The sequence below is a fragment of the Ornithinicoccus halotolerans genome (genome assembly GCF_009602535.1).
Taxonomy (GTDB): domain Bacteria; phylum Actinomycetota; class Actinomycetes; order Actinomycetales; family Dermatophilaceae; genus Ornithinicoccus; species Ornithinicoccus halotolerans.
This window is the reverse complement of record NZ_WIQI01000035.1, coordinates 1-25,830: the sequence shown is the minus strand read 5'-3', so window position 1 is coordinate 25,830 and position 25,830 is coordinate 1. Positions and strand designations below refer to the sequence as shown.

26 protein-coding genes, 1 tRNA gene and 1 riboswitch are annotated in these 25,830 nt (G+C 73.6%); of the genes, 4 read left to right on the top strand and 23 right to left on the bottom strand.

Going from position 1 to position 25,830, the window contains the following annotated elements; all coding sequences use genetic code 11:
* Positions 1-213: 213 nt before the first annotated feature.
* Positions 214-849: a histidine phosphatase family protein gene (locus tag GFJ45_RS08285; protein ID WP_153396048.1), complete on the top strand. Its 636-nt coding sequence runs from the start codon at positions 214-216 to the stop codon at positions 847-849.
* 17 nt (positions 850-866) lie between these two features.
* Here GFJ45_RS08285 and GFJ45_RS08280 read toward each other — a convergent pair whose 3' ends face one another.
* The 12 genes from GFJ45_RS08280 to GFJ45_RS08225 form a co-directional block, all read right to left on the bottom strand.
* Complete coding sequence (locus GFJ45_RS08280; protein ID WP_153396047.1) at positions 867-1,187, bottom strand: putative quinol monooxygenase; 321 nt, start codon at positions 1,185-1,187, stop codon at positions 867-869.
* Between the two features lie 22 nt (positions 1,188-1,209).
* The gene (locus GFJ45_RS08275) at positions 1,210-2,763 is read right to left on the bottom strand and encodes a glutamate--cysteine ligase (protein ID WP_323368720.1); all 1,554 of its coding nucleotides are present in this window, start codon (positions 2,761-2,763) and stop codon (positions 1,210-1,212) included.
* Positions 2,764-2,842: 79 nt separating this feature from the next.
* Positions 2,843-5,770, bottom strand: a complete 2,928-nt coding sequence (gene gcvP / locus GFJ45_RS08270) for an aminomethyl-transferring glycine dehydrogenase (protein ID WP_153396044.1) — start codon at positions 5,768-5,770, stop codon at positions 2,843-2,845.
* Positions 5,771-5,834: 64 nt separating this feature from the next.
* Positions 5,835-5,930, bottom strand: a riboswitch (glycine riboswitch).
* A 78-nt stretch (positions 5,931-6,008) separates the two neighbouring features.
* Complete coding sequence (locus tag GFJ45_RS08265; RefSeq protein ID WP_153396042.1) at positions 6,009-6,593, bottom strand: MerR family transcriptional regulator; 585 nt, start codon at positions 6,591-6,593, stop codon at positions 6,009-6,011.
* 150 nt (positions 6,594-6,743) lie between these two features.
* Complete coding sequence (locus GFJ45_RS08260) at positions 6,744-7,235, bottom strand: bifunctional nuclease family protein (protein WP_153396039.1); 492 nt, start codon at positions 7,233-7,235, stop codon at positions 6,744-6,746.
* Between the two features lie 61 nt (positions 7,236-7,296).
* Complete coding sequence (gene ftsR / locus GFJ45_RS08255; RefSeq protein WP_228386706.1) at positions 7,297-8,049, bottom strand: transcriptional regulator FtsR; 753 nt, start codon at positions 8,047-8,049, stop codon at positions 7,297-7,299.
* Entirely contained in the window at positions 8,046-8,501 is a 456-nt protein-coding gene (locus tag GFJ45_RS08250) for an FHA domain-containing protein (protein WP_194288585.1), read from the bottom strand. Before GFJ45_RS08250 ends, ftsR begins: the two co-directional genes overlap by 4 nt.
* A 116-nt stretch (positions 8,502-8,617) precedes the next feature.
* Positions 8,618-9,007 carry a glycine cleavage system protein GcvH gene (gcvH, locus tag GFJ45_RS08245; protein ID WP_153396037.1) on the bottom strand — a complete coding sequence of 130 codons (390 nt, stop codon included), beginning with the start codon at positions 9,005-9,007 and terminating at the stop codon, positions 8,618-8,620.
* A gap of 56 nt (positions 9,008-9,063) precedes the next feature.
* Positions 9,064-9,876 (bottom strand): DUF881 domain-containing protein, encoded by an 813-nt coding sequence (locus GFJ45_RS08240; RefSeq protein ID WP_153396035.1) that lies wholly within the window; start codon positions 9,874-9,876, stop codon positions 9,064-9,066.
* Positions 9,876-10,208, bottom strand: coding sequence for a small basic family protein (locus tag GFJ45_RS08235; protein ID WP_153396033.1), 333 nt, complete (start codon positions 10,206-10,208; stop codon positions 9,876-9,878). Before GFJ45_RS08235 ends, GFJ45_RS08240 begins: the two co-directional genes overlap by 1 nt.
* The gene (locus GFJ45_RS08230) at positions 10,205-11,095 is read right to left on the bottom strand and encodes a DUF881 domain-containing protein (RefSeq protein ID WP_153396031.1); all 891 of its coding nucleotides are present in this window, start codon (positions 11,093-11,095) and stop codon (positions 10,205-10,207) included. Before GFJ45_RS08230 ends, GFJ45_RS08235 begins: the two co-directional genes overlap by 4 nt.
* Positions 11,092-11,682, bottom strand: coding sequence for a CDP-alcohol phosphatidyltransferase family protein (locus GFJ45_RS08225; protein ID WP_228386709.1), 591 nt, complete (start codon positions 11,680-11,682; stop codon positions 11,092-11,094). Before GFJ45_RS08225 ends, GFJ45_RS08230 begins: the two co-directional genes overlap by 4 nt.
* A gap of 189 nt (positions 11,683-11,871) precedes the next feature.
* Between GFJ45_RS08225 and GFJ45_RS08220 the strand changes: the two genes are divergently transcribed.
* A complete protein-coding gene (locus GFJ45_RS08220) occupies positions 11,872-12,357 on the top strand; it encodes a VOC family protein (protein WP_153396027.1) in 486 nt (161 codons plus the stop codon).
* Between the two features lie 7 nt (positions 12,358-12,364).
* Here GFJ45_RS08220 and GFJ45_RS08215 read toward each other — a convergent pair whose 3' ends face one another.
* The 5 genes from GFJ45_RS08215 to GFJ45_RS08195 all read right to left on the bottom strand — a co-directional run bounded on the left by GFJ45_RS08215 (position 12,365) and on the right by GFJ45_RS08195 (position 17,030).
* A complete protein-coding gene (locus GFJ45_RS08215; RefSeq protein ID WP_153396025.1) occupies positions 12,365-12,826 on the bottom strand; it encodes a methylglyoxal synthase in 462 nt (153 codons plus the stop codon).
* A gap of 221 nt (positions 12,827-13,047) precedes the next feature.
* Positions 13,048-13,121: transfer RNA gene (locus tag GFJ45_RS08210), tRNA-Pro, on the bottom strand.
* Between the two features lie 90 nt (positions 13,122-13,211).
* Positions 13,212-14,924 (bottom strand): formate--tetrahydrofolate ligase, encoded by a 1,713-nt coding sequence (locus tag GFJ45_RS08205; protein WP_228386705.1) that lies wholly within the window; start codon positions 14,922-14,924, stop codon positions 13,212-13,214.
* Entirely contained in the window at positions 14,921-15,742 is an 822-nt protein-coding gene (locus GFJ45_RS08200) for a methylenetetrahydrofolate reductase (protein ID WP_194288584.1), read from the bottom strand. The genes GFJ45_RS08205 and GFJ45_RS08200 overlap by 4 nt, the downstream gene beginning before the upstream one ends.
* A gap of 76 nt (positions 15,743-15,818) precedes the next feature.
* Positions 15,819-17,030, bottom strand: a complete 1,212-nt coding sequence (locus GFJ45_RS08195) for a glycine cleavage T C-terminal barrel domain-containing protein (RefSeq protein ID WP_153396021.1) — start codon at positions 17,028-17,030, stop codon at positions 15,819-15,821.
* 132 nt (positions 17,031-17,162) lie between these two features.
* On the opposite strand from GFJ45_RS08195, the gene GFJ45_RS08190 reads away from it, so the two are divergent.
* Positions 17,163-17,963, top strand: coding sequence for an IclR family transcriptional regulator (locus tag GFJ45_RS08190; protein ID WP_153396019.1), 801 nt, complete (start codon positions 17,163-17,165; stop codon positions 17,961-17,963).
* 15 nt (positions 17,964-17,978) lie between these two features.
* On the opposite strand, the gene GFJ45_RS08185 is transcribed toward GFJ45_RS08190, so the two are convergent.
* Positions 17,979-20,501: a GcvT family protein gene (locus GFJ45_RS08185; protein WP_267128855.1), complete on the bottom strand. Its 2,523-nt coding sequence runs from the start codon at positions 20,499-20,501 to the stop codon at positions 17,979-17,981.
* A gap of 55 nt (positions 20,502-20,556) precedes the next feature.
* Here GFJ45_RS08185 and GFJ45_RS08180 point away from each other — a divergent pair, with 55 nt between their 5' ends.
* The gene (locus tag GFJ45_RS08180) at positions 20,557-21,312 is read left to right on the top strand and encodes a GntR family transcriptional regulator (RefSeq protein ID WP_153396015.1); all 756 of its coding nucleotides are present in this window, start codon (positions 20,557-20,559) and stop codon (positions 21,310-21,312) included.
* 4 nt (positions 21,313-21,316) lie between these two features.
* Here the strand turns inward: GFJ45_RS08180 and der are convergent, their stop codons facing one another.
* The 5 genes from der to GFJ45_RS08155 all read right to left on the bottom strand — a co-directional run.
* Positions 21,317-22,807, bottom strand: coding sequence for a ribosome biogenesis GTPase Der (gene der / locus GFJ45_RS08175; RefSeq protein ID WP_153396013.1), 1,491 nt, complete (start codon positions 22,805-22,807; stop codon positions 21,317-21,319).
* Complete coding sequence (locus GFJ45_RS08170) at positions 22,807-23,307, bottom strand: SufE family protein (protein ID WP_153396010.1); 501 nt, start codon at positions 23,305-23,307, stop codon at positions 22,807-22,809. The genes der and GFJ45_RS08170 overlap by 1 nt, the downstream gene beginning before the upstream one ends.
* Positions 23,307-24,176, bottom strand: coding sequence for a sulfurtransferase (locus GFJ45_RS08165; protein WP_153396008.1), 870 nt, complete (start codon positions 24,174-24,176; stop codon positions 23,307-23,309). Before GFJ45_RS08165 ends, GFJ45_RS08170 begins: the two co-directional genes overlap by 1 nt.
* Positions 24,177-24,270: 94 nt before the next feature.
* Positions 24,271-24,987, bottom strand: a complete 717-nt coding sequence (cmk, locus tag GFJ45_RS08160) for a (d)CMP kinase (RefSeq protein ID WP_228386702.1) — start codon at positions 24,985-24,987, stop codon at positions 24,271-24,273.
* Between the two features lie 56 nt (positions 24,988-25,043).
* The coding region (locus tag GFJ45_RS08155; RefSeq protein WP_153396003.1) for a pseudouridine synthase at positions 25,044-25,830 on the bottom strand (787 nt) is incomplete at its 5' end.

The following is a 25,830-nucleotide window of genomic DNA, read 5'->3' as shown; positions in this document are numbered from 1 at the left end:
GCGGCGGCCGGTGCCCAGACCGCGAACACCCCGGCACCGACCATCGCCCCCAGCCCGACCGCGACCGCATCGCGGAGCCCGAGGGCGCGCCGCAGCGGCCGGTTCGCGCGGCGGGCCCGGTCAGCCGACATCGGCGCGCACCGGCGTGGGCAGCGTCACGGTGCGCCGGAGGTCGCGGAGGCCAGCGGCAGCCATGGCAGCTAGCCTGCCAGGATGACGACTGCCGACGACGCCCCCGATCCCCCACCGGGCCGGTTGCTGCTGCTCCGGCACGGCGACACCGAGTGGTCCCGCAGCGGGCAGCACACCGGCGTCACCGACCTGCCGTTGCTGCCCGAGGGCGAGCAGGTGGCACGCTCGCTCGCGCCGCTGCTGGGCCGCTACCAGGTCGTGCACGTGCGCACCTCGCCGCTGCAGCGGGCCCGCCGCACCGCCGAGCTGGCCGGGCTGCAGAGCGACGCCGTCGACGAGGACCTGCGGGAGTGGGACTACGGCGCCTTCGAAGGGCGCACCACCAAGGAGGTCCGCGAGGAGCGGGGCCGACCGTGGTCGGTGTTCACCGACCCCATCGAGCCCGGCGAGACCCCCGGGGAGACGGTCGAGGAGGTAGCGGCCCGCGCCTCCCGGGTGCTCGCGGCGGTGACCCCGCACCGGCACGAGGGCGACGTGGTGCTGTGCGGGCACGGCCACGCGCTGCGCATCCTCACCGCCGTCTACCTGGAGCAGGCACCGCGGTTCGCCGCGCACCTGACCTTCCACGCCGGCGCGATCGGGGTGCTGGGCCACCACCGGGAGGACCCCGTCATCGAGGCCTGGAACCTGAGCCCGGACCCCGGCGTCGAGGCCTGACCCACCGCCGGCGAGCCTCAGTCCACCTGCAGCTCGCCCATCCGGTCCCAGTCCTCCCCCTCCACCTGCCGGGAGATGATCCGCGGCGTCGCGCTCAGGTACTGCGGCCACTCCCGCCGCATCGTCGCGAAGTGCTTCGAGCCCACGTGCGCCTCGGCGGCGTCGTCCTCGAAGGCCTCGACGAGGACGTACTCGTGGGGGTCGTCCAGGCTGCGTGACCACTCGAACCACTTGTTGCCCGGCTCGGCGCGGGTGGCGGCGGTGTAGTCGGCCACGATCGCGGGCCACTGCTCGGCGTGCTCCGGCTTCACCGGGAACTTGACCACGATGAGGATCATGCCCTCTCTCCTTTCGGCGACGTCAGCGCGCGGCGGCCGGCTCCCGGGCGGAACTCTCGGCGGGGGCCACCCGCTCCGGCTCCGGCAGCGGCCAGGTGTGCACCGGCAAGTTGGAGTCCATGTGCTCGACGTAGTCACCGAACATCAACCGCAGCGCCTCTTCCCGGGGGTGGCCGGCCGCCTCGTAGCGGCCGGTGGCCGCCACCTGCCAGCTGGAGCCGTTGCGCGCGGTCCGGCAGCGCTCCTCGATGACCTCCAGGTAGTGGCGGCGCACCTCCCGGCGCAGCCCCAGCCCTGACAGCCCCTCGTCGGCCAGCGACAGCAGGTGGTCCCCCACCAGCTCGGTGACCGGCAGGGTGCCCAGCCCCGGCCAGCGCAGGCTGGCGTCGATGCCGAACCGGGCGGCTTCGTCGAAGTTGTGCTCGGCGTCCTCGAACGGCATCTTGGTCCAGATCGGCCGGCCGCTGCTGGTGAACTTCTCGATCAGCCCGTAGTAGAAGCAGGCGTTGGCCACCATGTCGATGACGGTCGGGCCCGCGGGGAGCACCCGGTTCTCCACGCGCAGGTGAGGCGTGCCGCCGTCGGACTCGTAGATGGGCCGGTTCCACCGGTACACCGTCCCGTTGTGCAGCCGCAGCTCGGCCAGCTCCGGCGCGCCGCCGGCCTCCAGCACGGCGACCGGGTCCTCCTCGCTCAGCTCCGGCAGCAGCGCCGGGTAGCTGCGGACGTTCTCCTCGAACAGGTCGAAGATGGAGGTGATCCACGCCCTGCCGAAGTAGGCCCGGGGGCGCACCCCCTGGTGCTTGAGCTCCTCGGAGCGGGTGTCGACCATCTGGCTGAACAGCGGGATGCGGGTCTCGGCCCACAGCCGCTTGCCGAACAGGTACGGCGAGTTCGCCCCCATCGCCAGCTGCACGCCGCTGGCGGCCGAGGCGGCGTTCCAGTACATCGGGAAGTCCTGCGGGGTGACCTGCTGGTGCAGCTGCACCGAGGTGCACCCGGACAGCGGCCCGAGGGTCTCGAAGTAGCTGGAGACCCGCTCCCCGGTCGGCCCCTCGATGTCCAGCTCCATGCCTTCGCCGCGCTCGCGCAGCATCGCCTCGTTCAGCGCCGTGTACCGCACCCCGAGGCTGAGCCACTCGCTGTCGAACAGCTCCGGCTGCAACGTGGGGACGATCCCCACCCAGGTGACGTGGGCGTCGTGGCGGCGGGCGGCGTCGTTGGCCGAGCCCAGCTGCTGCAGCAGCCAGCGCTCCAGCCGGCGGGCCTGGTCGCCTGCCATCGGGCGCGGCGGCACGTTCATCTCGATGTTGTAGCGGCCCACCTCGGTCTGGAACTCGCCCTCGGCCATGTCCGCCAGCACCGCCTCGTTCACCAGCGCGGGCTCGAGCCGGTGGTTGACCAGGTTCAGCTCGATCTCGACGCCCATCTGCGGGCGCGTGAAGTCGAAGCTCTTCTCCTCCAGCATCCGCTCGAAGACGTCCAGGTTCTGGAAGACCTTGGCGCGGTAGCTCAGCCGCTGCTCGCGGGTGAACGCCGCGGAACTGACCTCTTGGCCCATCTCGACTCCGATCACCTCGTGCCTGGTGGTCCGAGCCAACCACACCCGGGCGGCAGCGGCTACCGCCGCGACCGCCCCGCCCGGGCGCGGGCGCTCAGCCCTCTGCCAGGTCAGCGACCGGCGGGCAGGAGCACATCAGGTTCCGGTCCCCGTAGGCGCCCTCGATCCGGCGCACCGGGGGCCAGTACTTGCGGCCCGGGTCCACGCCGGGCGGGTAGGCCGCCCGCATCCGGTCGTAGGGGTGGTCCCACTCCCCCGCGATCGACAGCGCGGTGTGCGGGGCCTGCCGCAGCACGCTGGTGGCCACGTCGCCCGCCGCGGCCTCCTCGATCTCCTCCCGGATCGCGATCATCGCGTCACAGAACCGGTCCAGCTCGGCCAGGTCCTCACTCTCGGTCGGCTCGACCATGAAGGTGCCGGCGACGGGGAAGGACATGGTCGGGGCGTGGAAGCCGTAGTCGATGAGCCGCTTGGCGACGTCGTCGACGGTCACACCGGTGCGCTTGGTCAGCTCGCGCAGGTCGATGATGCACTCGTGGGCGACCAGCCCGTGCTCCCCGCTGTACAGCACCGGGTAGTGGTCCCGCAGCCGGTGGGCGACGTAGTTGGCCGTCAGCACCGCCACCTGGGCGGCGCGGGTCAGACCGGCCCCGCCCATCAGCCGGACGAACGCCCACGAGATCGGCAGGATCCCGGCGGAGCCGAACGGTGCCGCCGACACCGGGCCGACGCCGGTCTCGGGCCCGGCCGCGGGGTCCAGCGGGTGGTTGGGCAGGTGCGGGGCCAGGTGCTCCCGCACCGCCACCGGCCCGACGCCGGGCCCGCCGCCGCCGTGCGGGATGCAGAACGTCTTGTGCAGGTTCAGGTGGGACACGTCCCCCCCGAACTCGCCGGGCTTGGCGACGCCCATCATCGCGTTCAGGTTCGCGCCGTCGACGTAGACCTGGCCGCCGGCCTCGTGCACCAGCTCGCAGAGCTCGGTGATGGTCTCCTCGAAGACCCCGTGGGTGGAGGGGTAGGTGATCATGATGGCCGCGAGCTGGTCCCGGTGCTGCTCGATCTTGGCCCGCAGGTCAGCCAGGTCGACGTCACCCTGCTCGCCGGTGCCGACGACCACGACCCGCAGCCCGGCCATCACGGCGCTGGCGGCGTTGGTGCCGTGGGCGCTGGCCGGGATCAGGCACACCGTCCGGTCCTCGTCGCCGTTGGCCACGTGGTAGCGGCGGATGGCCAGCAGCCCGGCCAGCTCGCCCTGCGACCCGGCGTTGGGCTGCAGCGTCGCCTCGTCGTAGCCGGTGATCTCGCACAGCCAGTCCCCCAGCTGGGAGATGAGCTCGCGCAGCCCCTCGCTCTGGTCGGCCGGCGCGAACGGGTGCAGCGAGGCGAACTCCGGCCAGGTGATGGCCTCCATCTCGGTGGCCGCGTTCAGCTTCATCGTGCACGAGCCGAGCGGGATCATGCCCCGGTCCAGGGCGTAGTCGCGGTCCGCCAGCTCCTTCAGGTAGCGCATCATGGCGGTCTCGCTGCGGTAGCGGTGAAACACCGGGTGGGTCAGGTAGTCCCGCTCCCGCACCACCCATGACGGCCAGCTGTCGTCGACGTCCACCGCCACCAGCTCGTCCCCGCCGCTGGCGCCGAAGGCCTCGCACACCGCCTGCAGGTCGTGCAGCGTGACGTCCTCGTCGGTGCTGAGCAGCACGTGGTCGTCGTCGACCAGCCACAGGTTGATGTCGCGTTTCAGCGCCGCGGCCACCACCGCGCGCGCCCGCCCGGGGACGCGCACGGTGAGGGTGTCGAAGAAGGTCTGGGTGACCACCTCGACGCCGGCCTCGTGCAGTGCCCGGGCCAGGTAGCTGGCCTTGGCGTGGGTCTCCTCGGCGATGCGGCGCAGCCCCTCGGGCCCGTGCCAGACCGCGTACATGCCGGCCATGACCGCCAGCAGCACCTGTGCGGTGCAGATGTTGGAGGTCGCCTTCTCCCGGCGGATGTGCTGCTCGCGGGTCTGCAGCGCCAGCCGGTAGGCCAACGCGCCGTCGGCGTCCTTGCTCACGCCGACCAGCCGGCCGGGCAGGCTGCGGTGCAGCCCCTCGCGCACGCTCATGAACCCGGCGTGCGGGCCGCCGAACCCCATCGGCACGCCGAACCGCTGCGAGGACCCGACGGCGACGTCGGCGCCCCACTGGCCCGGCGGGGTGAGCAGCGCCAGGGCGAGCAGGTCGCTGGCCGCGGTGACCAGTGCCCCGGCGGCGTGGGCGGCCTCGGTGAGTGCCCGCCAGTCGCGGACTTCTCCGTCGGCGCCCGGGTACTGGACGACGACGCCGAAGACCTCCTGGTCGCCGGCGACCTGGCGCAGCGCGGCCTCGTCCCGCACCCCCGTCAGGTCCGCCACGACGACGTCGATGCCCAGCGGCCTCGCCCGGGTGGTGACCACCGCGGTGGTCTGCGGGAGCAGCTGCTCGTCCAGCAGCAGCACGGCACCCTGGTCGACCTTGCTGACCCGCCGCATCAGCGTCATCGCCTCGGCGACCGCGGTGGCCTCGTCCAGCAGCGAGGCCCCGGCGATGGGCAGCGCAGTCAGGTCGGCCACGACGGTCTGGAAGTTCAGCAGCGCCTCCAGCCGGCCCTGCGAGATCTCCGGCTGGTACGGGGTGTAGGCGGTGTACCAGGAGGGGTTCTCCAGCACGTTGCGTCGCACCACGGGCGGGGTGTGGGTGTTGTAGTAGCCCAGGCCGATCATCGAGGTGGCGACCCGGTTCCGGCGGGCGAGGCCGGCGAGCTCCTCCAGCACCGCCTGCTCGGTCGGGGCGGCGGCGAGCTGCAGCGGCTGGGCGGTGCGGATCGCCCCGGGGACGGCGGCCTCGACCAGGTCCTCCAGGGAGTCGTGGCCCAGCGCCTGCAGCATGGTGGCCACGGCGTCGTCGTCAGGGCCGATGTGCCGCCCGACGAACTCGGTCAGCCCCGCGGTGGCGGGGGCGGTGTCGTCGGTCACGACCGGGTGGGTGTGCGTCTGCTGGGACGTCATGAGGCTCCTTCACGGTGTCGGTGCCTCCCCCTCTGTCACGACGGCACCGTCGCTTCAGAGTCGCCTCGTCCGCACGGTCCTGGGCGCCTGAGAGCTTCCGGGGAGTTTGCCCCTTCGGCGCCTCACCGTAGGCCGGTGAGGACTCTCCCGCGCGGCATTGTCGGCGTCGCCAATCTAGCACCGCGCCCGCGCAGGGTCGGCCCGGTGGCCGGGCCGGAACGGGTGGTGCGCTCCGCGGTCAGCTGGTCTTGCGGGCGCGCCGGCGGCGCGAGAGCTCGTCCTCGGGGTGGGTCTCCAGCGGGTCCTGCGCACGCTCGGAGGGCAGGTCGGACAGCGATCCCTCCACCTCGCGCCAGACGCTGCCGACCGCGATGCCGAACACGCCCTGCCCACCCCGGACCAGGTCGATCACCTCGTCGTCGGAGGTGCACTCATAGACGCTGGCGCCGTCGCTCATCAGCGTGATGCGGGCCAGGTCCTGCACGCCCCGCTCCCGCAGCTGGGTGACGGCGACGCGGATCTGCTGCAGCGAGACCCCGGTGTCCAGCAGCCGCTTGATGATCTTGAGCACCAGGATGTCGCGGAAGCTGTAGAGACGCTGGGTGCCCGAACCGGTCGGGTTGCGGACCGAGGGCTCGACCAGCCCGGTGCGCGCCCAGTAGTCCAGCTGCCGGTAGGTCACGCCGGCGGCACGGCACGCGGTCGGGCCGCGGTAGCCGATGCCCTCCTCCAGCGCCGGGACGTCGTCGGTGAACAGCAGTCCCTGCGACGGTGACGGCCGCGTGCCGTTCCCGCCGCCCTCGACCTCTGCACCCGTGCCCACGGCACCCTCCTGGCGTTCTGGGGGTCCGCGCCGGCTGGCACGACCCGTCCCGAGCGGTCGTCTCTTCCTGAGACCGTATGCCCGGGCCACCCCCCGGTCAACGACCGACGCGCCGGGCCGGTCGCCGGTCTCCACTCCCCCTCAGTCGGCCTACCCGGACGCGCCGGGCGGGTCCTGTCCCTCCTGGAAGTCCTCGGCGCTCACCTGGTCGAGGAACTCGCGGAACCGCTCCACCTCGTCCTCGTCCTCGATGGCCATGGTGACGCCCGCGACCTCCATCACCTCGTCGGTGGCGCGGATGGGCGCCGCGGCCCGGAGCGCGAGCGCGATCGCGTCGGAGGGACGCGAGGAGATCTCGATCCCCTCGCTGAGCCGGAGGGTGGCGTAGAAGATGCCTTCCTCCATGGCGGTGATGTCCACTCCCTCCAGCTGGTGCTCGAGGGTGGTCAGGATGGTCAGCATCAGGTCGTGGGTCAGCGGCCGCGGGGGTTCGACCCCCTGCTGGGCGTAGGCGATCGCGGTCGCCTCCGGGGCACCGATCCAGATCGGCAGGTAGCGCTGCCCGTCGCGCTCGCGAAGGAGCACGATCGGGTTGTTGCTGGGCATCTCCACCCGCACTCCGAGGACGTCGAGCTCTCTCACACCCCCACGGTACTCTGCGTCGCCGGGTCCGTCGTCGCGGCAGCCGGCCGTGTCCCGGCCGTCAGCGGCTGCGCTCCAGCCCGGCCCGGACCAGCGCCACGTGCAGCGCCAGCGAGTGCGCGAGCACCTCGGCCTGCTGCTGGTCGGGGTCGGCGTCGGCGGCCCCCCGGGCGTGGCGTCGCCGCACCGGCTCCAGGATCTGCTGGGCCAGCCCGATCTCGCGGTCGGCCGCGACGCGGAACAGCCGCAGGTGCCGCGCCTCCAGGCCGAAGGAGGCCAGCGCCGCGCACTGCCGGGCGACGTCCACGTCATCGGCGCCGTGCCGTCCGGCGGCGTCGGTCGTCAGCAGCCCGAAGGCGCACAGCGCGCCGTAGGTGGCGCTGTCCAGGCCGCTCTGCTCCCGCAGCTCCCGTGGCGAGAGCCGGACCGAGCGCCGGCGACGCAGCTCCTCGGCCGTCGGCAGCGCCACCGGGGCGGGCGCACCCCGCCCGGAGTCGTCGGGCACCGCCACCGGCCCGTCCGGCGCCAGTCCCCGGTCCATCCGGTCGAGGGCGTCCTTGATGACCTTCAGCGGCCAGTAGCGGTCCCGCTGCATGCTGAGCACGAACCGCAGCCGTTCGACGTCGTCCTCCGCGAACCGGCGCAGCCCGGACTCCCGGCGCTCGGGGCAGACCAGCCCTTCGGACTCCAGGTACCGGATCTTGGAGACGGTCAGGTCGGGGAACTCCGGCTGCAGCCGCTTGAGGACCGCCCCGATGGCCATGCCCTCGGCGGGCGCGGGCGTGGACCGGTGCTGTGCGCCGCTGGGGCTCACTGCCGCCCGACGTGGTACACGAGGCGGAACTTGCCGATCTGCACCTCGTCACCGGGTTCGAGCCGGGCCTCGTCGATGCGCTCCCGGTTGACGTAGGTGCCGTTGAGGGAGCCGATGTCGCGCACGACGTAGCCCTCGCCCTCCCGGGCGAAGACGGCGTGACGGCGGGAGACGGTGACGTCGTCGAGGAAGATGTCGCTGTCGGGGTGCCGCCCGGAGCTGACCTCGGCGTCGTCCAGCAGGAAGCGGGCGCCGGTGTTGGGCCCGCGCAGCACGATCAGCAGCGCGGTGCCGGGGCGCAGCGCGTCGACGGTGCGCTGGTCCTCCGGCGAGAGGCGGGGGCCGTCGTCCTCGAAGTGGCGCTCCTGGTGCGGCGCCTCCGCGCCGTGCGGGATCCGCGCCGTGGGCGGGTCGCCCACGGACCCGTGGTGCTCACGTTCCCGGTCGCTCACCTGCGCACCTGCTTCCTGGTCGTCGTGCCGGGCGGGCGTCGATGCCCGCCTGCGTCAAGGATAGTTCAGCCCCCACCCCCGACAATGGGCTGCGGTCCCTCGCGTCGGGGTGGTGCTCAGTCCAGCTGGTCGCGGTAGGCGCCGACGTCCAGCAGGTCGTCCAGCCCGGCCTCGTCGGCCAGCTGCAGCTCATACATCCAGCCCTCGCCGTACGGGTCGCTGTTGACCAGCTCGGGGGTCTGGTCGAGGGCGTCGTTGACGGCGGTCACCTCGCCGCTGAGGGGGGCGTACACGTCGCTGACCGACTTGGTGGACTCGATCTCACCGCAGGCCTCGCCCGCGGACAGCGCCTCGCCGCTGCTGGGCAGGCTGACGTAGACGACGTCACCGAGCGCGTCCTGGGCGTAGGCGGTGATGCCGACGCGCACCCGCCCCTCCCCGAGGTCCTTCACCCACTCGTGGTCCGCGGTGTAGCGCAGGTCCTGCGGGTACTCGAGCTCGCTCATCGGTCTCCTCGTCGTCGGCCGGGTGGGCCCCTGGGGGCAGCGGCCACCGCAGCGGACTAGGAGTCCTCCTCCGGTGGCACGGGGCGAGCGTAACGAGGCTCAGTCGGCTCGTGCAATGCATCCACCAGGATCTGGTCGCGCTCCTCGATCGAGACCTCGGCACCGACCCGGCGCACGCTGTCACTGAAGCCGCCGGGAATGCTCAACGCGCCGGTCAGCGTGTGCGGGTCCCCCAGCGCCACGATCCGGTACGGGGAGTTCAGCGCCGAGCCGGCGATGGTGAGCCGTCCGTCCTCGGCGGTGCCCACCCAGGTGGAGGCCACCACCCGGTGCGAGCCGATCTGGATCGCCTCCGCCCCGGCGTCGCGAAGCTCCTGGATCAGGTCCACCATCGTGGTGGCCGAGACCGCGTGCTCGGAGTCGGTCACCAGGACCACCACACCGGGCCCGGTCGCCGGCACGGTCCCCGCCAGCACCTGGTAGCTCTCCAGCCGCGAGCGCGCCGCCTCCGCGGCCGCCTCGTCCCCCCGCGCGCTGCGCAGCTCCCGGCGCTCCTGCTCCAGCTGGGCGATCTCGACCTCCAGCGCCTCGCCCCGGCTGGTCACGTCGTCCAGCAGCGCGATGAGCTCCGGCTCTCGCAGCGACTCCAGGTCGCCGGCGTCGACGGTGCGCACCTGGACGACCAGGGCCAGCCCCAGCAGCAGCGTGAGCACGCCCGCGAGCAGGCTGCCTCGGGAGACTCGCACCCCGAGCCGCCGCAGCCGCCGCCAGGCCTGCGGGCGCGGCACCTCGACGGGCGCGGCCGGGTCCTGCTCCGGGCGCGGGTTCTGCTCCGGGTCCGGTTCCGGGCGGGGGTCCTGCGCCGTCATCAGGCCCCCAGCAGGTGTCGCCGGATGGCCGCGACGTTGGAGAAGATCCGCAGCCCGAGCACCACCACGACGCCTGTGGTGAGCTGGCTGCCGACGCCCAGCTGGTTGCCCAGGAAGACGATGAGCGCGGCCACGAGCACGTTGGACAGGAACGAGATGGTGAACACCCGGTCGTTGAAGATGCCCTCCAGCGCCGCCCGGACCCCGCCGAAGACCGCGTCGAGTGCCGCGATGACCGCGATCGGCAGGTACGGCGCCAGCCAGGCCGGCACGTCGGGCTGGACGAGCAGGCCGAGCATGACCCCGGCGAGGAGGCCCAGCAGCGGGATCATCGGCGTTCCTCCTTCGCGGCGTCGTCGGCGACGGAGGCTTCCCGCACGCTGAGCCGGGTCGCGGCCGGGACGGTGACCTCGTCGTCACGCATGGTCTCGACGATGATGTCGTACTCCTCCTGCAGCTCGGTCAGGTACGCGCCGGTGGAGCCCGAGTCCAGCTCGGCGGCCAGCTCGTCCACCGGTCCGATCGCGGTCACCGTGTAGGGCCGGGTGAGCCCCTGGAAGTCGACGACGATGGCCTCCCCGGCGAACCGGATCGAGGAGGTCGAGGTGAGCCGGTGCTCGTTGATGGCGATCGCTTCGGCCCCGTGGGCCCACAGCCCGTTGACGAGGACCTGCAGGTCGCGCGCCAGGACCCGGTCCTCCCCCGGGACGCCGACGTCGGCCGGGCGGGGCGGATCGTCGAGCACGACCGCGAGACCGGGCCCGGTCATCGGCGTGCCTCCGGCGAGCCGGCGGTGGCGGTCGAGCTCCTCGGCCAGTGCGCTCTGCCCGTCCAGCGCCTGCTCCTGCATCACCGCCACCTCGGCCTGCAGCTCCTCCACCCGCGCCGAGCGCTCCGTCAGCAGCTCGCGCTGCTCCCCGACCCGGTCGGCGAGGTCGGACCGGGCCTGCGCCTCCGCCGTGTCCGGGCCGCGGAGTGACTGCGCGCCGACGGTGACCAGCAGGCCGAGGACCAGGGAGGACACCAGCAGCAGTACGCTGCGGCTGCCGGTGGAGGCCGGCAGCCCGTGGGCGGAGCGCTGCTCCGCGGCCGAGCGGTAACCGGGGTCCAGCGGCCGGTTCAGCACCTCCCGTAGCAGCGCCATCGACGCGGCCGGGTCCGGGTCGGGCCTGCCCCGCGGCGGTCGCCACCGCAGCACCCGGTCCAGCGGCCGGCTCACGGGGCCACCGCGGCCCACTGCCGTCGCCGCTGGGCGGCCATGTCGGCGACCTGCACGGCGTAGAGGCAGCCGCCGAGCCAGTACAGGCCGGTGCCCCACCAGGCGAAGGCCCATCCCAGCGGCAGCGCCACCGCCGCTACCCAGCCGTCACCGTGGGCAAGCAGCAGCAGCGGGAAGGCGTAGAGCAGGTTGAAGGTGGCCGCTTTGCCCACGAAGTGCACCGGCGGGACGGGCAACCGGTAGGCCCGCGCCACCGGGTACATGCCGGCGATGAACAGGTCCCGGGCCAGCAGCGCCAGCACCAGCCACCACGGGATGACGTCGCGCCAGGCGAGCCCCAGCAGGGTGGTGGCGATGTAGAGCCGGTCGGCGATCGGGTCCAGGTACTGGCCGAGCCGGGACTCCAGGCCGTACCGGCGGGCGATCTTGCCGTCCAGGTAGTCGCTGACGCCCGAGAGCGCCAGCACCACCAGCGCCCAGCCGTCCTGCCGGGCGAGGAGCAGCCAGAGAAACAGCGGCACGCCCAGCAGCCGGAGCGCGGACAGCACGTTCGGCAGCGTCAGCACCTGCTCGCGCCGGGGCACCACGCGCGGGGCAGCGGCCTGTTCCCCTGCCCCCGGCGGCCCGGCACTGCTGCTCACGCCACCAGGATAGGTGGCCCGGGAGCCGGCTCCGGCCCGACCGGCCCGGCGGCACCGATGAGTCCTTCGCCGGGGCGGGGTCCGTACCGCCAGGAGGCTGACGAGTGGCGTCGGCCCCCAGGAGAGGAGCCCGTCATGCCCACCGTCGCCCCGTGCCTGTGGTTCGCGACCGAGGCCGAGCAGGCCGCGAGGTTCTACACGAGCGTGGTCCCGCGGTCGCGGGTGGTCCGGGTCAGCCCCTACGTCTCGGAGACGCCGGCGGGGCTGCCGGTCGGGTCGCCGATGACCGTGGAGTTCGAGCTGGACGGCAGCCCGTTCACGGCGCTCAACGGTGGCGAGCACCGTCGCTACACCGAGGCGCTGTCGATCCAGCTGATCTGCGCCGACCAGGCGGAGTCGGACCTGGTGTGGGAGGGCCTGTCCGAGGGTGGCCAGCAGGTCGCCTGCGGCTGGCTCACCGACCGCTACGGGGTCTCCTGGCAGGTGTTCCCGCACGAGGTCGACGAGCTGCTGCGCGACCCCGACCCGGGCCGCGCCGAGCGCGCGAGCCTGGCGCTGTTGCGGCAGGTGCGTATCGACGTGGCCGAGATCCGGGCCGCGGCCGACGCCGGCGCGGTGTAGCCGGCCGCTACCCGGCGGTGGGCGACTGCGTCTGGTCCCACTCCCGCGGCGTGAAGTCCGGCCGCCGGTGCTCGTAGTCACCGTTGAGCAGCGGGGAGGTGATGAGCATGTCGGCCGTGGCGACGTTGCAGGCCATCGGGATGTTCCACACGGTGCCGATGCGCAGCAGCGCGCGCACGTCCGGGTCGTGCGGCTGGGCCTCCAGCGGGTCCCAGAAGAAGACCAGCACGTCCAGGCCGCCCTCGGCGATGCGCGCGCCGATCTGCTGGTCCCCGCCCACCGGCCCCGACATGAACCGGTGCGCGGGCAGCCCCAGCTCGTACTCGAGCATGGTGCCGGTGGTGCCGGTGGCGTAGAGGACGTGGTGCTGCAGCGTGCTGCGGTTGTGGTCGCTCCACCGCAGCAGCGAGGCCTTCATGCTGTCGTGCGCGACGAGCGCGATGTGCCGGGGGCGGTGAGGTGCGGTCATGGCGGAGCCTTCCGGAGTCGGGCCCGCACGACGCTGGACGGGGGGCGGACGCGAGGGCCGGCGACGCTGCTGGTGCCTTCAGCGTAGCGGCGCGCTGCCCGCGGCCGGCACCTGCGCTGCGCGCCACCTCGCCGCGGCGGCGGGCGTTACGACCCGGCGGAACGCCGTCAGGGGCGGCACCGATGGTGGTCGGTACCGCCCCTGACGTGCTGCTTCCTCGGTCGGGCTGACAGGATTTGAACCTGCGACCCCTTGACCCCCAGTCAAGTGCGCTACCAAGCTGCGCCACAGCCCGAGGCCGGCACGAACCCGCGAAGCGGGCCCGTGCGAGGCGACCTGAAGCCTACCTCAGCAGGAGAGCGGGCGAGGAATCGGCCGGGCGGTGTCAGTACAGGCCGACGGTGTGGCCCTCCTCGTCGATGTCGATGCGCCCGGCCGCCGGTGTCGCGCCCAGCCCGGGCATGGTCTGCATGTCCCCGCAGATCGGGTAGACGAAGCCCGCACCGGCCGACAGCCGGACCTCCCGGACCGGCAGCCGCCACCCGCGCGGTGCGCCGGTCAGCGTGGGGTCCGCCGACAGCGACAGGTGGGTCTTGGCCACGCAGACCGGCAGCGAGCCGTAGCCGCTGGCGGTGAAGCTGTCGAGGTCGCGGGCGGCCGTGGGGCTGTAGTCCACGCCGTCCGCGCCGTACACCTCGGTGGCGATCCGCTCGATCTTGTCCCGCAGCGGCAGCTCGTCGGGGTAGAGGAAGCGGAACCCACCGGGTTCCGGCTGCTCGGCCGCATCCACCACGGCCTGGGCCAGCTCGGCGGCCCCGGCGCCGCCGTCCTCGAAGTGGGTGGACAGCGCGCACCGCACGCCCTCCTGCTCCGCGACGGCGGCGATCGCCTCGTGCTCGGAGGGGTAGTCGGTGGGGAAGGCGTTGATCGCCACCACCGGCGTGACCCCGTGCCGCCGGATGATGGCCAGCTGGGCGCGCAGGTTGTCCGCGCCGGCCATCACGTCCTCGGGGTTCTCCTCGGTCATCTCCGGCGGCAGCGGCCGTCCGGCCACCACCCGGTGCCGGCCGGAGTGGACCTTCAGCGCCCGCACCGTGGCCACCACGACGGCCACGTCCGGGACCAGCCCGGAGATGCGGCACTTGATGTTGAAGAACCGCTCGGCGCCCATGTCGGCGGCGAACCCGGCCTCGGTGACCAGGAAGTCGCCGCAGCGGCTGCCGATGAGGTCGGCGACCACGGAGGAGTTGCCGGTGGCGATGTTGCCGAACGGCCCGCAGTGCACCAGCGCCGGGGTGTGCTCCACGGTCTGCATCAGGTTGGGCCGGACGGCCTCCTTCAGCAGCACCGTCATCGCGCCGGCCGCGCGCAGCTGCTCGGCGGTGACCGGCTCGCCGTCACGGGTCCGGCCCACGACGATCCGTCCCAGCCGGGCGCGCAGGTCGGCCAGCGACCGGGACAGCGAGAGCGTGGCCATGACCTCCGAGGCGGCGGTGATGTCGAAGCCGGTCTGCCGGACCGGCCCGTTGACGGCCGGGCCCAGGCCGGTCACGATCTGGCGCAGCGCCCGGTCGTTGACGTCCATCACCCGGCGCCAGGTCACCGCGTTCGGGTCCAGCCCGGACGGGCTGCCGCGGTGGAGGTCGTTGTCGACCATGGCGGCCAGCTGGTTGTGCGCCGCGGTGACCGCGTGCACGTCACCGGTCAGGTGCACGTTGAGCCGTTCCATGGGCACCACCTGGCTCCAGCCGCCGCCGGCGCCGCCGCCCTTGATCCCCAGCGTCGGGCCGAGCGAGGGCTGCCGGACCGAGATGGTGGCGCTGCGGCCGATCTGCCGCAGCCCCTGACCGAGGCCGACCGTGGTGGTGGTCTTGCCCTCCCCCAGTGGCGTGGGGGTGATGGCGGTGACCAGGACATACGTGGCCTGTGGCCGGGCGGCGAGCTCCTCGATCGCGGTCAGGTCCAGCTTCGCGACGCCGCGCCCGTAGGGCTCCAGCAGGTGCTGGCCGACGCCCATGGCCCCGGCGACCTCCTCGATCGGTCGCAGCCGGGCCTGCGAGGAGATGGACAGGTTGTCGGCAGGGTGGGTCATGGTCATGCTGCGTCTCCCTCCTGGAGCCGAGCGAGCAGCTGCTGTCGCCACTGCTCGGTGTCCGCGAGCGCGTTGAAGCTGTAGATGTGGAGTCCGGCTGGGGCCTCGCCACCGTCCTCCTCCGGCGCGGCCAGCGAGGCGACCAGGTGGGTCGGGTCGAAGCGTCCGGGGCGGGCCAGCCGCGCGAGACCCGTGCCGTGCCCGGTGAGGAAGCGCAGCGAGTCGCCCACGCCGATCTGGCGGCTGATGCGCAGCAGCCGGCCGGTGCCGACCGCGCCGGGGATCCCCGCCAGGACCGGCAGGTCCAGCCCGCGCTCTCGCAGCGAGGACACCCAGCGGGTGACCGCAGCCGGGTCGAGGCACAGCTGGCTGACCACATACGAGGCGTGAGCGGCCTTGCGGCTGAGTGCCTGCGTCAGCGGGTCGTCGGCGATGCGGGGATGGGACTCGGGATAGCCGGCGACCCCGATCCTGAGGTCGGGGGCCAGCGGCCGCAGCACCTGCAACAGCGACTCGGCGTCGGGGAAGCTCCCCGCCGCTTCCTCGGCGTCACCGCCCACGACGAACAGCTCGTCGACGCCGGCGCTGCGGAGCCGTTCCAGCGCCTCCTCGACGGCCGTGGCGTCGCGGTACTGCCGGGCCGCCAGGTGCGGGACCACGCGGTGCCCCAGCCGGGCCAGCTCGGCGGCGACCTCGACGGTGGCCAGCGGCCCTCGCGAGGGCGAGGAGGTGACCGTGATGGTCGCCGCTGCCGGCGCGTGCCGGGCCACCTCCTCGGCCACGCCCGGCAGCGGGAGCACCTCGTAGCGGGGCCGTTCGAGCATGGCGCACAGGGTGCGCCGCGCGCGCTCGTCGTCGGCGAGTTCCGTCGGGAGGGCCGGCTGGGGCACCGGGGCGCTCCTAGGCCTCCGCCGGCGCGGCCGTCGGGGCCGCTGCGCCGAGCTGCCGCTTCGGCATGTCCTTGGTGGGGTCCACGAACGGCTTGGGGACCACGACGGCCGGGACCCGACCGGGCGGGGTCTCCACCTCCACCTCGGTGCCCAGCTCGGTCAGCGCGACCGGCAGCATCGCGAAGCCGATGTTGCGCTCCAGCCGGGGCGAGAAGCACGCGGAGGTGACCTCCCCGACGCGGGTGTCACCGTGCCAGACGGGGAACGCCTCGATCATCGAGCCGTCGTTGAAGGTGCCCAGCCGCTCCCCGCCGATCTCGACGCCGGCCAGCCGCCGGCTCGGGCCCTCGGCCTTGATGCGGGTGAGCGCCTCCTTGCCGATGAAGTCGGCCTCCTGGTCCAGGTCGACCATCCAGTCATACCCCATGCCCACCTCGAACGGGTTGGTCTCGAAGGTGATGTCACAGCCGTGGGCCAGGATGCCCGCCTCGATCCGGCGCATGTGGCAGGGGCCGATCACCTGCAGGCCGAACGGGCGGCCGGCCTCCCAGATCCGCTCCCAGAGCCGGACGCCGTCCTGGCTGGCGTTCTTGACGTAGACCTCGTAGCCGATCTCGGCGGTGTAGCCGGTGCGGGAGACGACGACCTGCATGCCGTCCAGCTCGTACTCGCGCAGCCGGTAGTAGCCGATGTCGAGCACGTCGCTGCCGAACACGGCCTCCATGACCTGGGCCGACAGCGGCCCCTGCACCTGCACCGGGCCGACGTCGGCCTCGCGGATGGTGACGTCGTGGCCGGAGTACTGCGCCAGGCCGCGGACCCAGAGCAGGACGTCGCTGTCGGCCAGCGAGAGCCAGAAGTGGTTCTCCCCCAGCCGCAGCAGCACCGGGTCGTTGATGATCCCGCCGTCGGCGGCCGTGATGAAGACGTACTTGCACTGGCCGACCGCGCACTTGGACAGGTCGCGCGGGATCAGCATGTTGGTGAACTCGAACGCGTCCGGGCCGGTGATCTCGATCTGGCGCTCCACGCCCACGTCCCACAGCGTGACCCCGTTGAGCAGGGCCCAGTACTCCGCGACCGGGTCGCCGTAGTGCCGGGGGTGGTAGGTGTGGTTGTACACGCTGTACATCGCGACCCCGTGGCGCCGGGACGCCCAGAAGAACGGGGACTTGCGCAGCCGCGGGTAGAGAAGGATACGGGGGTCGGGGTTGATCGTCATGGGTGCCTCCGCAGGTGCCACGTCATTGGGACCCTCCCTGGATAACACCACGTCGCGTCTGACGCAATAGGTAGCGCTGTGCGCGACACCGGTCGTGGCCACGAGCGTGGTCCCGCGACTAGGCTCCGGGCCATGACCAGCGGCACCGCATCCCATCCCTCGACCGGCTCTCCCCCCGCTCCGGTGCGCTCGGTGGACCGTGCGCTGCGGCTGCTGCGCATCCTGGCCCGGGAGGGCGAGGCCAGCCTGAGCGAGATGGCACGCGAGCTCGACGTGCACAAGTCCACGGTGGGCCGGCTGGTGGAGGTGCTGGTCAGCCACGACCTGGTCGAGCCCCCGGAGGGCGCCGGGCGCTACCGGCTGGGGGTGGGCTGCCTGCGGCTGGCCGGTGCCACCGCGGCTCGCCTCGACCTGAGCGTGGAGGCACAGCCGGTGTGCGACCGGCTGTCGGCCGAGCTGGGCGAGACCAGCAACGTCGCGATCACCCGGGACGGCGTCGCCATCAACGTCTGCCAGGCGGAGGCCGGCACCGCGGTGGCGATGCGCAACTGGATCGGCCAGCGCACCGCCCTGCACGCCACCTCCAGCGGCAAGGTGCTGCTGGCATACCTGCCCGACGTCGAGCAGCAGCGGGTGCTGTCCGGCCGGCTGGAGGCGTTCACCGCGCACACGGTCAGCTCACCGGGCGCGTTGCGAGAGGCGCTGCGGGAGATCCGGGTGCAGGGCTACGCCCACGCCGTCGAGGAGTTCGAGGAGGGGCTCAACGCGGTGGCGGCCCCGGTGCACGACCACACCGGCGACGTGGTCGCGGCGATCAGCGTCGCCGGACCGGCCTACCGGCTCCCTCCCGAGCGGCTCCCGCAGGTCCGCGAGCGCGTGCTGCTCGCGGCCGCCGAGCTGTCCCGGCGGATGGGGCACGCTGCCTCGGCGTGAGGCCCACTCCCCCGCTCACCCCTTCGGGCGGGTGTGGTCGGGGTCGAACGGGGCGGTCCGGCCCACCGTCAGCACCTCGACCGGATGCCGCTGGTCGAGGTAGTCCACCTGCAGCCGGCGCCCCGCCACGGCCTGCTCCGGAGGCAGGTAGGCCAGCAGCAGGTAGCGGCCCAGCGACGGTGCCGGTCCGGCGCTGGTGACGTAGCTGCGTCGTCCCCGGGCATCGACCAGCGGTGACCCGTCCTCCGCCAGCACCGGCTCGTTCCCCGTGGGGAAGCGTGGTCCGGCCTCGCCCGGTTCGGCCATGGCCAGGGTGCAGAGCACGGCCGCCGGCTCCTGCTCCCGCGCGGCGAGGTAGGCCGGCTTGCCGACGAAGTCGGCGTCCTTGACCCGGGGCAGCGCCAGCCCCGCCTCCACCGGGTCCCGGTCCGGGGCCAGCTCGGCCCCCATCAGCCGGTGCGCCTTCTCCAGCCGACCGGTGGTGCCGTAGACGCCCGCGCCGGCCGCGACGACGCCGTGCGGCTGGCCCGCGCGCCACAGCGCGTCCCAGAGCGCAAGCCCGTGCTCGACCGGCAGGTGGATCTCCCAGCCCAGGTCGCCCACGTAGGAGATGCGCACCATCAGCGCCGGGATGCCGGCGAGCACCACCTCCCGGGCGGTGCCGAAGCCGAACCCCTCGGCGGAGACGTCGGCGTCGGTCACGGCGGCCACGACGTCCTGGGCCCGCGGGCCCCACAGGCCGATGGCGCAGCTGGCCGAGGTCAGGTCCTGCAGCGTCACCGAGCCGTCGCCCGGCAGGTGGCGCCGGCACCACGCCAGGTCGCGGGCCCCGTCCGCCGCGCCGGTGATGACCCGGAAGTGCTGCTCGGCCAGCCGCACGATGGTCAGGTCGGCGCGGAAGCCGCCGCGCTCGTCCAGCAGCGGGGTGTAGATCACCCGGCCCACCGGCCGGTCCATCTGGGCGACGGCCAGGTGCTGCACGTAGTCCAGCGCGCCGGGGCCGGTGACGTCGAAGACGGAGAAGGCGGTCAGGTCGATCATGGCCGCCCGCTCCCGCATGGCCAGGTGCTCGGCCTCGATGATCGGGGACCACCAGCGGGTGTCCCACTCGTGCACCCGACGGGTCACCCGGTCGCCGTACTCGGCCAGCAGCGGGGCGTTGCCGGCGTACCACTGCGGCCGCTCCCAGCCGGAGACCTCGAAGTACTCGGCGCCGAGCGCCTGGGTGCGGGCGTGGAACGGGGTGGTGCGCATCGGCCGGTTGCTGGCCCACTGCTCGCGCGGGTGCGCGATGCCGTACACCTTCGGGAAGCCCTCGCTCGCGCGGGCGCGGGCGTGGTGGCGGGTGCGGGCGTGTGGTGGGAACCGGGTGATGTCGGCGCCGTGCACGTCGATCTCGGAGGCGCCGTGGGTGATCCACTCCGCGACCGCCCGGCCCACGCCGGGACCCTCCTTGATCCAGACCGCGGCGGCCGACCAGAGCCCGCGCACCTCCGCGGTCTCGCCCAGCAGCGGTGCGCCGTCGGGGGTGATCGACAGCAGCCCGTTGATCGCCTCGCGTGGGGCCACGTCGTCCCGGTCCAGCAGCGAGGGGAAGAGCTGGCGGGCGTGGGCCAGCTGTGGCGCGAAGTCAGCGTCGGTGAACGGCATCTGGGTCGGGGACTCCTGCGGTCCGACGCCCAGCGGCGGGATCTCCTCCGGCTCGTGCAGGATCGGCCGGTGGGCGTAGGAGCCGACCTCCAGGCTCGGTCCGCGCTGCCGCTCGTACATCCGGGCGTCCATGTCCCGCACCAGCGGGAAGGAGATCCACTCGCCGCTGTCGGCCAGCTCCGGGATCGGGCCCAGGTCCATCATCTGGTGCACGGCCGGGGTGAGCGGGATGGTGGCCCCGGCGAGGGCCGCGACGGCCGGGCTCCACACCCCGCACGCCACCACCACCCGTTCGGTGTCGACCCGCCCCCGGGAGGTCTGCACCCCGGTCACCCGGCCGTGCTCGGTGTCGATGGCGGTCACCTCCGTCTCCGGCGCGACCCGCAGCGCCCCCCGCTGGACGGCCCGCTCCCGCATCAGCTCCCCGGCGCGCACCGGGTCGACGATCGCGCCGGTGGGCGTGTGGAAGCCGGCCAGCAGCAGATCCTCGCGGATCCAGGGCACCAGCTCCCGGATCCGTGCCGGCCCGATGAGCTCGGCCTCGATCCCCCAGGCGCGGGCCGAGGACATCCGCCGGCGCAGCTCCTGCAGGCGCTCGGGGGTGCGCGCCACCTCGATGCCGCCGCACTGGGTGAGCACGCCGAGCTCGGCGTACTGCCGCAGCGAGTCCAGCGTCAGCTCGGTGATCTCCTTGGAGTGGTCCACCGGGAACACGAAGTTGGAGGCGTGTCCGGTCGACCCGCCGGGGTCCGGCAGCGGTCCCTTGTCGAGCAGCAGGATGTTCTGCCAGCCCAGCTCCGCCAGGTGGTGCACCAAGGAGTTGCCCACGATGCCGGCACCGATCACCACGATGTCGGCGCGCTCCGGGAAGTCACCCATCGTCCTCATCCCCTCACGTGACGCCTGATATCCTCACGGTATATCAGGCAGGAGGGAGTTGACCATGGCTGACGCCGACCCCTCGCCGCCGACCGGTCACTCCGCCGGCGTGGCGGCCGCCGACCCGCAGGCGCGGGACCTCAGCGGGCTGACAGTCCTGGTCCCCGAGGGCCGCGCGGTGAGCAGCCGGGCGGACGTGGCCTACTACCTGCTGCGCGACCTGCTGGTCACGCTGCAGCTGCCGCCGGGCGGGCCGCTGCGCGAGCAGGAGCTGATGGCCCGGCTGGGGCTGGGCCGCACGCCGGTTCGCGAGGCGCTGCGCCGGCTGGCCGACGACGGCCTGGTGGCCATCTGGCCCCGCCGCGGCATGGTGGCCACGCCCGTGGACGCCCGGGACCTGGCCGCGATCTGTGAGGTCCGGGTGGAGCTGGAGGCGCTGGCGGCCCGGCTGGCGGCCACCCGGGCGACCGACCGCGACCGGCGGCGGTCAACGGCGCTGCTGGCGGAGGTGGCCGACCTGCCCGCCGACGCGGACCACCGCGCGCTCATCCGGCTGGACCAGCGCGTCCACGGGCTGGTGCGCGCGGCGGCTGCCAACCCGGTCCTGGACCGCACGCTGGAGGAGTACCTCACGCTGAGCCTGCGGCTGTGGTTCCTCGGGCTGGCGCGCGCACCCCGGCTGGGGGCCGCGGTGCGCGAGCACGAGGAGCTGCTGACCGCGGTCCGCGACGGGGACGCGGCCGGCGCGGAGGACGTGGTCCGCGGCCACGTCCGCGGCTTCCAGGCCGAGATCGCCCGCGTGCTCGCGGGCACCGGCTGACGCCTCAGCGGCGGCGTCGCTCCCGCACCCGCACCGCGATCTCGATCGGGGAGCCGGTGAAGTCGAACTCCTCCCGCAGCCGGCGCTCCAGGAACCGCCGGTAGCCCGCCTCCAGGAAGCCGCTGGCGAACAGCACGAACTTCGGCGGGCGGGTGCTGGCCTGCGTGCCGAACAGGATGCGTGGCTGCCGCCCGCCCCGCACCGGGTGCGGGTGGCCGGCGACGACCTCACCGAGGAAGGCGTTGAGCCGTCCGGTGGGGATCCGGGTCTCCCAGGAGTCCAGCGCGGTGTGCAGGGCCGGCACCAGCCGGGCCAGGTGGCGTCCGGTCAGCGCGGAGACGTTGACGCGGGGCGCCCAGGTGACCTGGACCAGCTCGCGCTCGATCTCCCGCTCCAGGTAGTAGCGGCGCTCCTCGTCCAGCTGGTCCCACTTGTTGTAGGCGATCACCAGGGCCCGGCCGGCGTCGATGACCTGCTGCACGATGCGGATGTCCTGCTCGGCCAGCGGCTGCGAGGCGTCCAGGAGCACCACCGCGACCTCGGCCTTCTCCAGTGCCGACTGGGTGCGCAGCGAGGCGTAGAAGTCCGCGCCGTGGGTCTGGTGCACCCGCCGCCGGATGCCGGCGGTGTCGACGAACCGCCACTGGCTGCCCTCGATCTCGATCAGCTCGTCGACGGGGTCGCGGGTGGTGCCGGCGGTCTCGTCGACGACCACGCGCTCGGTCCCGGCGAGCTTGTTCAGCATGCTGGACTTGCCGACGTTGGGCCGGCCGAGCAGCGCGACCCGGCGCGGCCCGCCACGCGGGTAGGCCGCGGCCACAGCCGACTCCGGCGGCAGCACGTCCAGGATCGCGTCCAGCAGGTCGCCGCTGCCCCGCCCGTGCAGGCCGGAGACCGGCCACGGCTGGCCCAGCCCGAGCGACCACAGCGTGGCGGCGTCGGCCTCGGTGCGCTGGTCGTCGACCTTGTTCGCGGCGAGCACGACGGGTCTGCCCGAACGGCGCAGCAGCCGCACCACGGCCTCGTCGGTGTCGGTCGCGCCGACCCGGGCGTCGACCACCAGCAGCACGGCGTCGGCGAGCTCGACCGCGACCTGGGCCTGCTCGGCGACCCGCAGCTGGATGCCGTTCGCGTCGACGTCCCAGCCACCGGTGTCCACGAGGGTGAACCGGCGGCCGGCCCACTCGGCGTCGTAGGCGACCCGGTCCCGGGTCACCCCCGGCACGTCCTCGACGACCGCCTCACGGCGGCCCAGGATGCGGTTGACCAGCGTGGACTTGCCGACGTTGGGACGTCCGACGACGGCCAGCACCGGCCGGGGCGCCTCGGCCCGGTCGTCCTGGCGGACCAGGTCGCCGCTCTCGACGAGCGCCCGGTCCTCCTCGGTGAGCTCGAACTCCTCCAGGCCGGCGCGCAGCGCGGTCTCGACCTGGCCGTCCGGGCCGTCCGGGGCGTCCGGGCCCAGCTCCGGGCCGGTGTCCTGCGGCGGCGTCATCAGCCCTCCCCCGCGGCCGCGTCGGCGGCGGTGGTGCGGGCCCGGACCTGGCGCTTGATGCGTGCCAGCATCCCGACCATGCCGCGCAGCCGCAGCGGCGAGACCGCCTCGGCGAGGCCGAACCGGTAGGGGGCGTCGTCGGGCACAGCCAGCACCTCACCGGCGGGGGTGCCGTCCAGTCCCTCGTGCAGGATGCCGGCGAAGCCGCGCGTCGTCGGGGCCTCGGCCGGGGCGTCGATGAACAGCCGCACCGTGCGGTCCGCGTCCTCCTCCACCTCCACGGCGAGGAAGACCGGCGACTGGCACTCGTCCACCCGCTCCATCTGGTCCAGCCGGCCCTGGTAGCGCTGCGGCAGGCCAGGCAGCTCCTGGCTCAGCTCCAGCAGCAGCTGCAGCCGCTCCTGCACGGTGACGGCGTGGAAGTCCTCGACCAGCTCCTGCAGCCCGGTGGGCAGCGGGGCCTGGTCCTGCTGCTCGTCCTGGGACTGGGCGGCGGCCATCAGCGCTCCACCGGGGTGCCGACCGCGTTGCCCCACTCGGTCCAGGAGCCGTCGTAGTTGCGGACGGCGTCGAAGCCCAGCAGGTGGGTGAGCACGAACCAGGTGTGGCTGGACCGCTCCCCGATCCGGCAGTAGGCGACGGTCGGCTCGGCCGGGTCCAGCCCCTGCTCCTGCTGGTAGATGGCCTCCAGCTCCTCGCGGGAGCGGAAGGTGCCGTCCTCGTTGGCGGCCCGTGCCCACGGCACCGACCTCGCGCCGGGGATGTGGCCGCCGCGCATCGCGCCCTCCTGCGGGTAGTCGGGCATGTGCAGCCGCTCGCCGGAGAACTCCCCCGGGGACCGGACGTCGACCAGCGGCCGGCCCAGGTGGGCCATGACGTCGTCCTTGAACGCACGCACGGTGCGGTCGTCGCGCTCCACGACCGGGTAGTCGCTGGGTGTGACCGCCGGGGCCTCGGTGGTCATCTCGCGCCCCTCGGCGACCCACTTGGTGCGGCCGCCGTCCAGCAGCCGCACGTCCTCGTGCCCGAACAGCGTCATCACCCACAGCGCGTAGGCGGCCCACCAGTTGTTCTTGTCCCCGTAGATCACCACGGTGCTGTCCCGGGTGACGCCGCGGGCGCTCATCACCTCGGCGAACCGCTCGCCCTGGACGTAGTCACGGGTCAGCGGGTCGTTGAGGTCGGTGTGCCAGTCCAGCTTGTGGGCACCCGGGATGTGGCCGGTGTCGTAGAGCAGCACGTCCTCGTCGGACTCGAGCACCACCAGCCCGGGCTCACCCAGGTGCTCGGCGAGCCAGTCCGTGGACACCAGCCGCTCCGGGTGGGCGTAGGCGGCGAACTTCTCGGTGCGGTCGGTGGGAGCGGTCATCGTTCCTCCGTGTTGCGGGTCGCTGGTCGCTGGTCGCTGGTCGCGGTCGGGCGTGGCGGCGTCGGGACGGGTCAGGGCCACGCCCGCACCGCGGTCAGGTGTGCACCCTGGACCCGGGGTCCAGGTCCACGGCCGCCAGCACGGCCGCTACTGACTCCTCGAACGTCAGGGAGGAGGTGTCGATTCCGACGACGCCGTCGGCGGGGTCGAAGAACGCCGAGACGGTGGCGTCGTCGCGGTCCCGGCGCAGCACCTGGTCCCGGGTCGCGGCCACGGCGGTCTCGTCGTCGGCGGCGTACAGCTCCCGGGCGCGGCGGGCCAGCCGGGCCTCCTCGGAGGCGCTCAGCAGGATCCGCACCTCCGCGTCGGGGGCCACCACGGTGGTGATGTCGCGGCCCTCGACCACGATCCCGCCCTCGTCACGGGCGGCGGCGATCAGGTCGCGCTGCCGCTGGCGCATGTCGGCCCGGACCGCCAGGTTGGTCGCCACCTGGGAGACCACCGTGGACACCCCGGTGGTGCGGATCTCGGCGGTCACGTCGTCCTCGCCCACGTGCACCTGCGGGTGGTCGGGGTCGGTGCTCATCCGCAGCGGGAGGATCCGGGACCGCCGGGCCACCTCTTCGACGTCGGCGAGGTCGACCTCCGCGCGCAGGCACCACCAGGCCAGCGCCCGGTACATCGCACCGGTGTCCAGGTAGGCCAGCCCCAGCCGGCGGGCCACCGCCCGGGACACGCTGGACTTGCCGGAGCCGCTGGGCCCGTCGATCGCGACGGTCAGCGGGCGCGGGCCACGGGCACTGCTCTGCACCCCACCAGCGTAGTCGGGCGCCGCAGCGGCTCCGCACCGCCGGTCGGTGCCGGCGTTCAGAGGCCGGCGGCGCGGTAGAGCGCGCCGACCTCCTCGGGCGTCAGCGGCCGGGTCTTGCCGGGGCGCAGCTCGCCCAGCCGCACCGGTCCCACCTGCACCCGGCTCAGCGACCGGACCGGGTGGCCGACGGCGGCCAGCAGCCGGCGCACCACGTGCTTGCGGCCCTCGTGCAGCACCAGCTCGACCAGCGCCTCGCCCGGCGCCGAGTCCACCACCCGGAACGAGTCGACAGCCACCGGCCCGTCCTCCAGCTCCACCCCGGCCCGCAGCCGGCGGCCCAGGTCACGCGGCACCGGGCCGGGCACCCGGGCCACGTAGGTCTTGGCCACCGCGTAGGAGGGGTGCTGCAGCCGGTGGGCCAGCTCGCCGTCGTTGGTGAGCAGCAGCAGCCCGGTGGTGTCGGCGTCCAGCCGGCCGACGTGGAACAGTCGCTCGGCACGGTGCCCGACCAGGTCGGCCAGCGAGCGCCGGCCCTGGTCGTCGCTCATCGTCGACACCGTGCCGGCGGGCTTGTTCAGCGCCAGGTACACCTTGCTGTCGTCGAGCACCACCCGGGTGCCGTCGACGTGGATCCGCTGCCGGGCGGGGTCCACCCGGACGCCGAGCTCGGTGACGACCTGGCCGTCGACCTCGACCCGGCCCTCGGTGATGAGCCGCTCGCAGGCGCGGCGGCTGCCCCACCCGGCCCCGGCGAGCAGCTTCTGCAGCCGCACGCCCTGGGGGTCGTGGACGTCCACCTCCGGCTCGGCCGGCGGCTGAGACCGGCGCGAGGGCGGGGACGGG

Excerpts from the sequence above, each read along its gene's own strand:
- GFJ45_RS08235 (WP_153396033.1), bottom strand. The coding sequence starts at position 10,208 with ATGATCCCGCTGCTGGGCCTCCTCGCCGGGGTCATGCTCGGCCTGCTC.
- GFJ45_RS08205 (WP_228386705.1), bottom strand. The coding sequence starts at position 14,924 with ATGACCATGACCCACCCTGCCGACAACCTGTCCATCTCCTCGCAGGCC.
- GFJ45_RS08195 (WP_153396021.1), bottom strand. The coding sequence starts at position 17,030 with ATGACGATCAACCCCGACCCCCGTATCCTTCTCTACCCGCGGCTGCGC.
- GFJ45_RS08180 (WP_153396015.1), top strand. The coding sequence starts at position 20,557 with ATGGCTGACGCCGACCCCTCGCCGCCGACCGGTCACTCCGCCGGCGTG.
- GFJ45_RS08240 (WP_153396035.1), bottom strand. The coding sequence starts at position 9,876 with ATGACGGCGCAGGACCCCCGCCCGGAACCGGACCCGGAGCAGAACCCG.
- GFJ45_RS08170 (WP_153396010.1), bottom strand. The coding sequence starts at position 23,307 with ATGGCCGCCGCCCAGTCCCAGGACGAGCAGCAGGACCAGGCCCCGCTG.
- der (WP_153396013.1), bottom strand. The coding sequence starts at position 22,807 with ATGACGCCGCCGCAGGACACCGGCCCGGAGCTGGGCCCGGACGCCCCG.
- GFJ45_RS08280 (WP_153396047.1), bottom strand. The coding sequence starts at position 1,187 with ATGATCCTCATCGTGGTCAAGTTCCCGGTGAAGCCGGAGCACGCCGAG.
- GFJ45_RS08215 (WP_153396025.1), bottom strand. The coding sequence starts at position 12,826 with ATGACCGCACCTCACCGCCCCCGGCACATCGCGCTCGTCGCGCACGAC.
- gcvP (WP_153396044.1), bottom strand. The coding sequence starts at position 5,770 with ATGACGTCCCAGCAGACGCACACCCACCCGGTCGTGACCGACGACACC.
- GFJ45_RS08200 (WP_194288584.1), bottom strand. The coding sequence starts at position 15,742 with ATGCTCGAACGGCCCCGCTACGAGGTGCTCCCGCTGCCGGGCGTGGCC.
- GFJ45_RS08165 (WP_153396008.1), bottom strand. The coding sequence starts at position 24,176 with ATGACCGCTCCCACCGACCGCACCGAGAAGTTCGCCGCCTACGCCCAC.
- GFJ45_RS08185 (WP_267128855.1), bottom strand. The coding sequence starts at position 20,501 with ATGAGGACGATGGGTGACTTCCCGGAGCGCGCCGACATCGTGGTGATC.
- GFJ45_RS08220 (WP_153396027.1), top strand. The coding sequence starts at position 11,872 with ATGCCCACCGTCGCCCCGTGCCTGTGGTTCGCGACCGAGGCCGAGCAG.
- GFJ45_RS08285 (WP_153396048.1), top strand. The coding sequence starts at position 214 with ATGACGACTGCCGACGACGCCCCCGATCCCCCACCGGGCCGGTTGCTG.
- GFJ45_RS08190 (WP_153396019.1), top strand. The coding sequence starts at position 17,163 with ATGACCAGCGGCACCGCATCCCATCCCTCGACCGGCTCTCCCCCCGCT.
- gcvH (WP_153396037.1), bottom strand. The coding sequence starts at position 9,007 with ATGAGCGAGCTCGAGTACCCGCAGGACCTGCGCTACACCGCGGACCAC.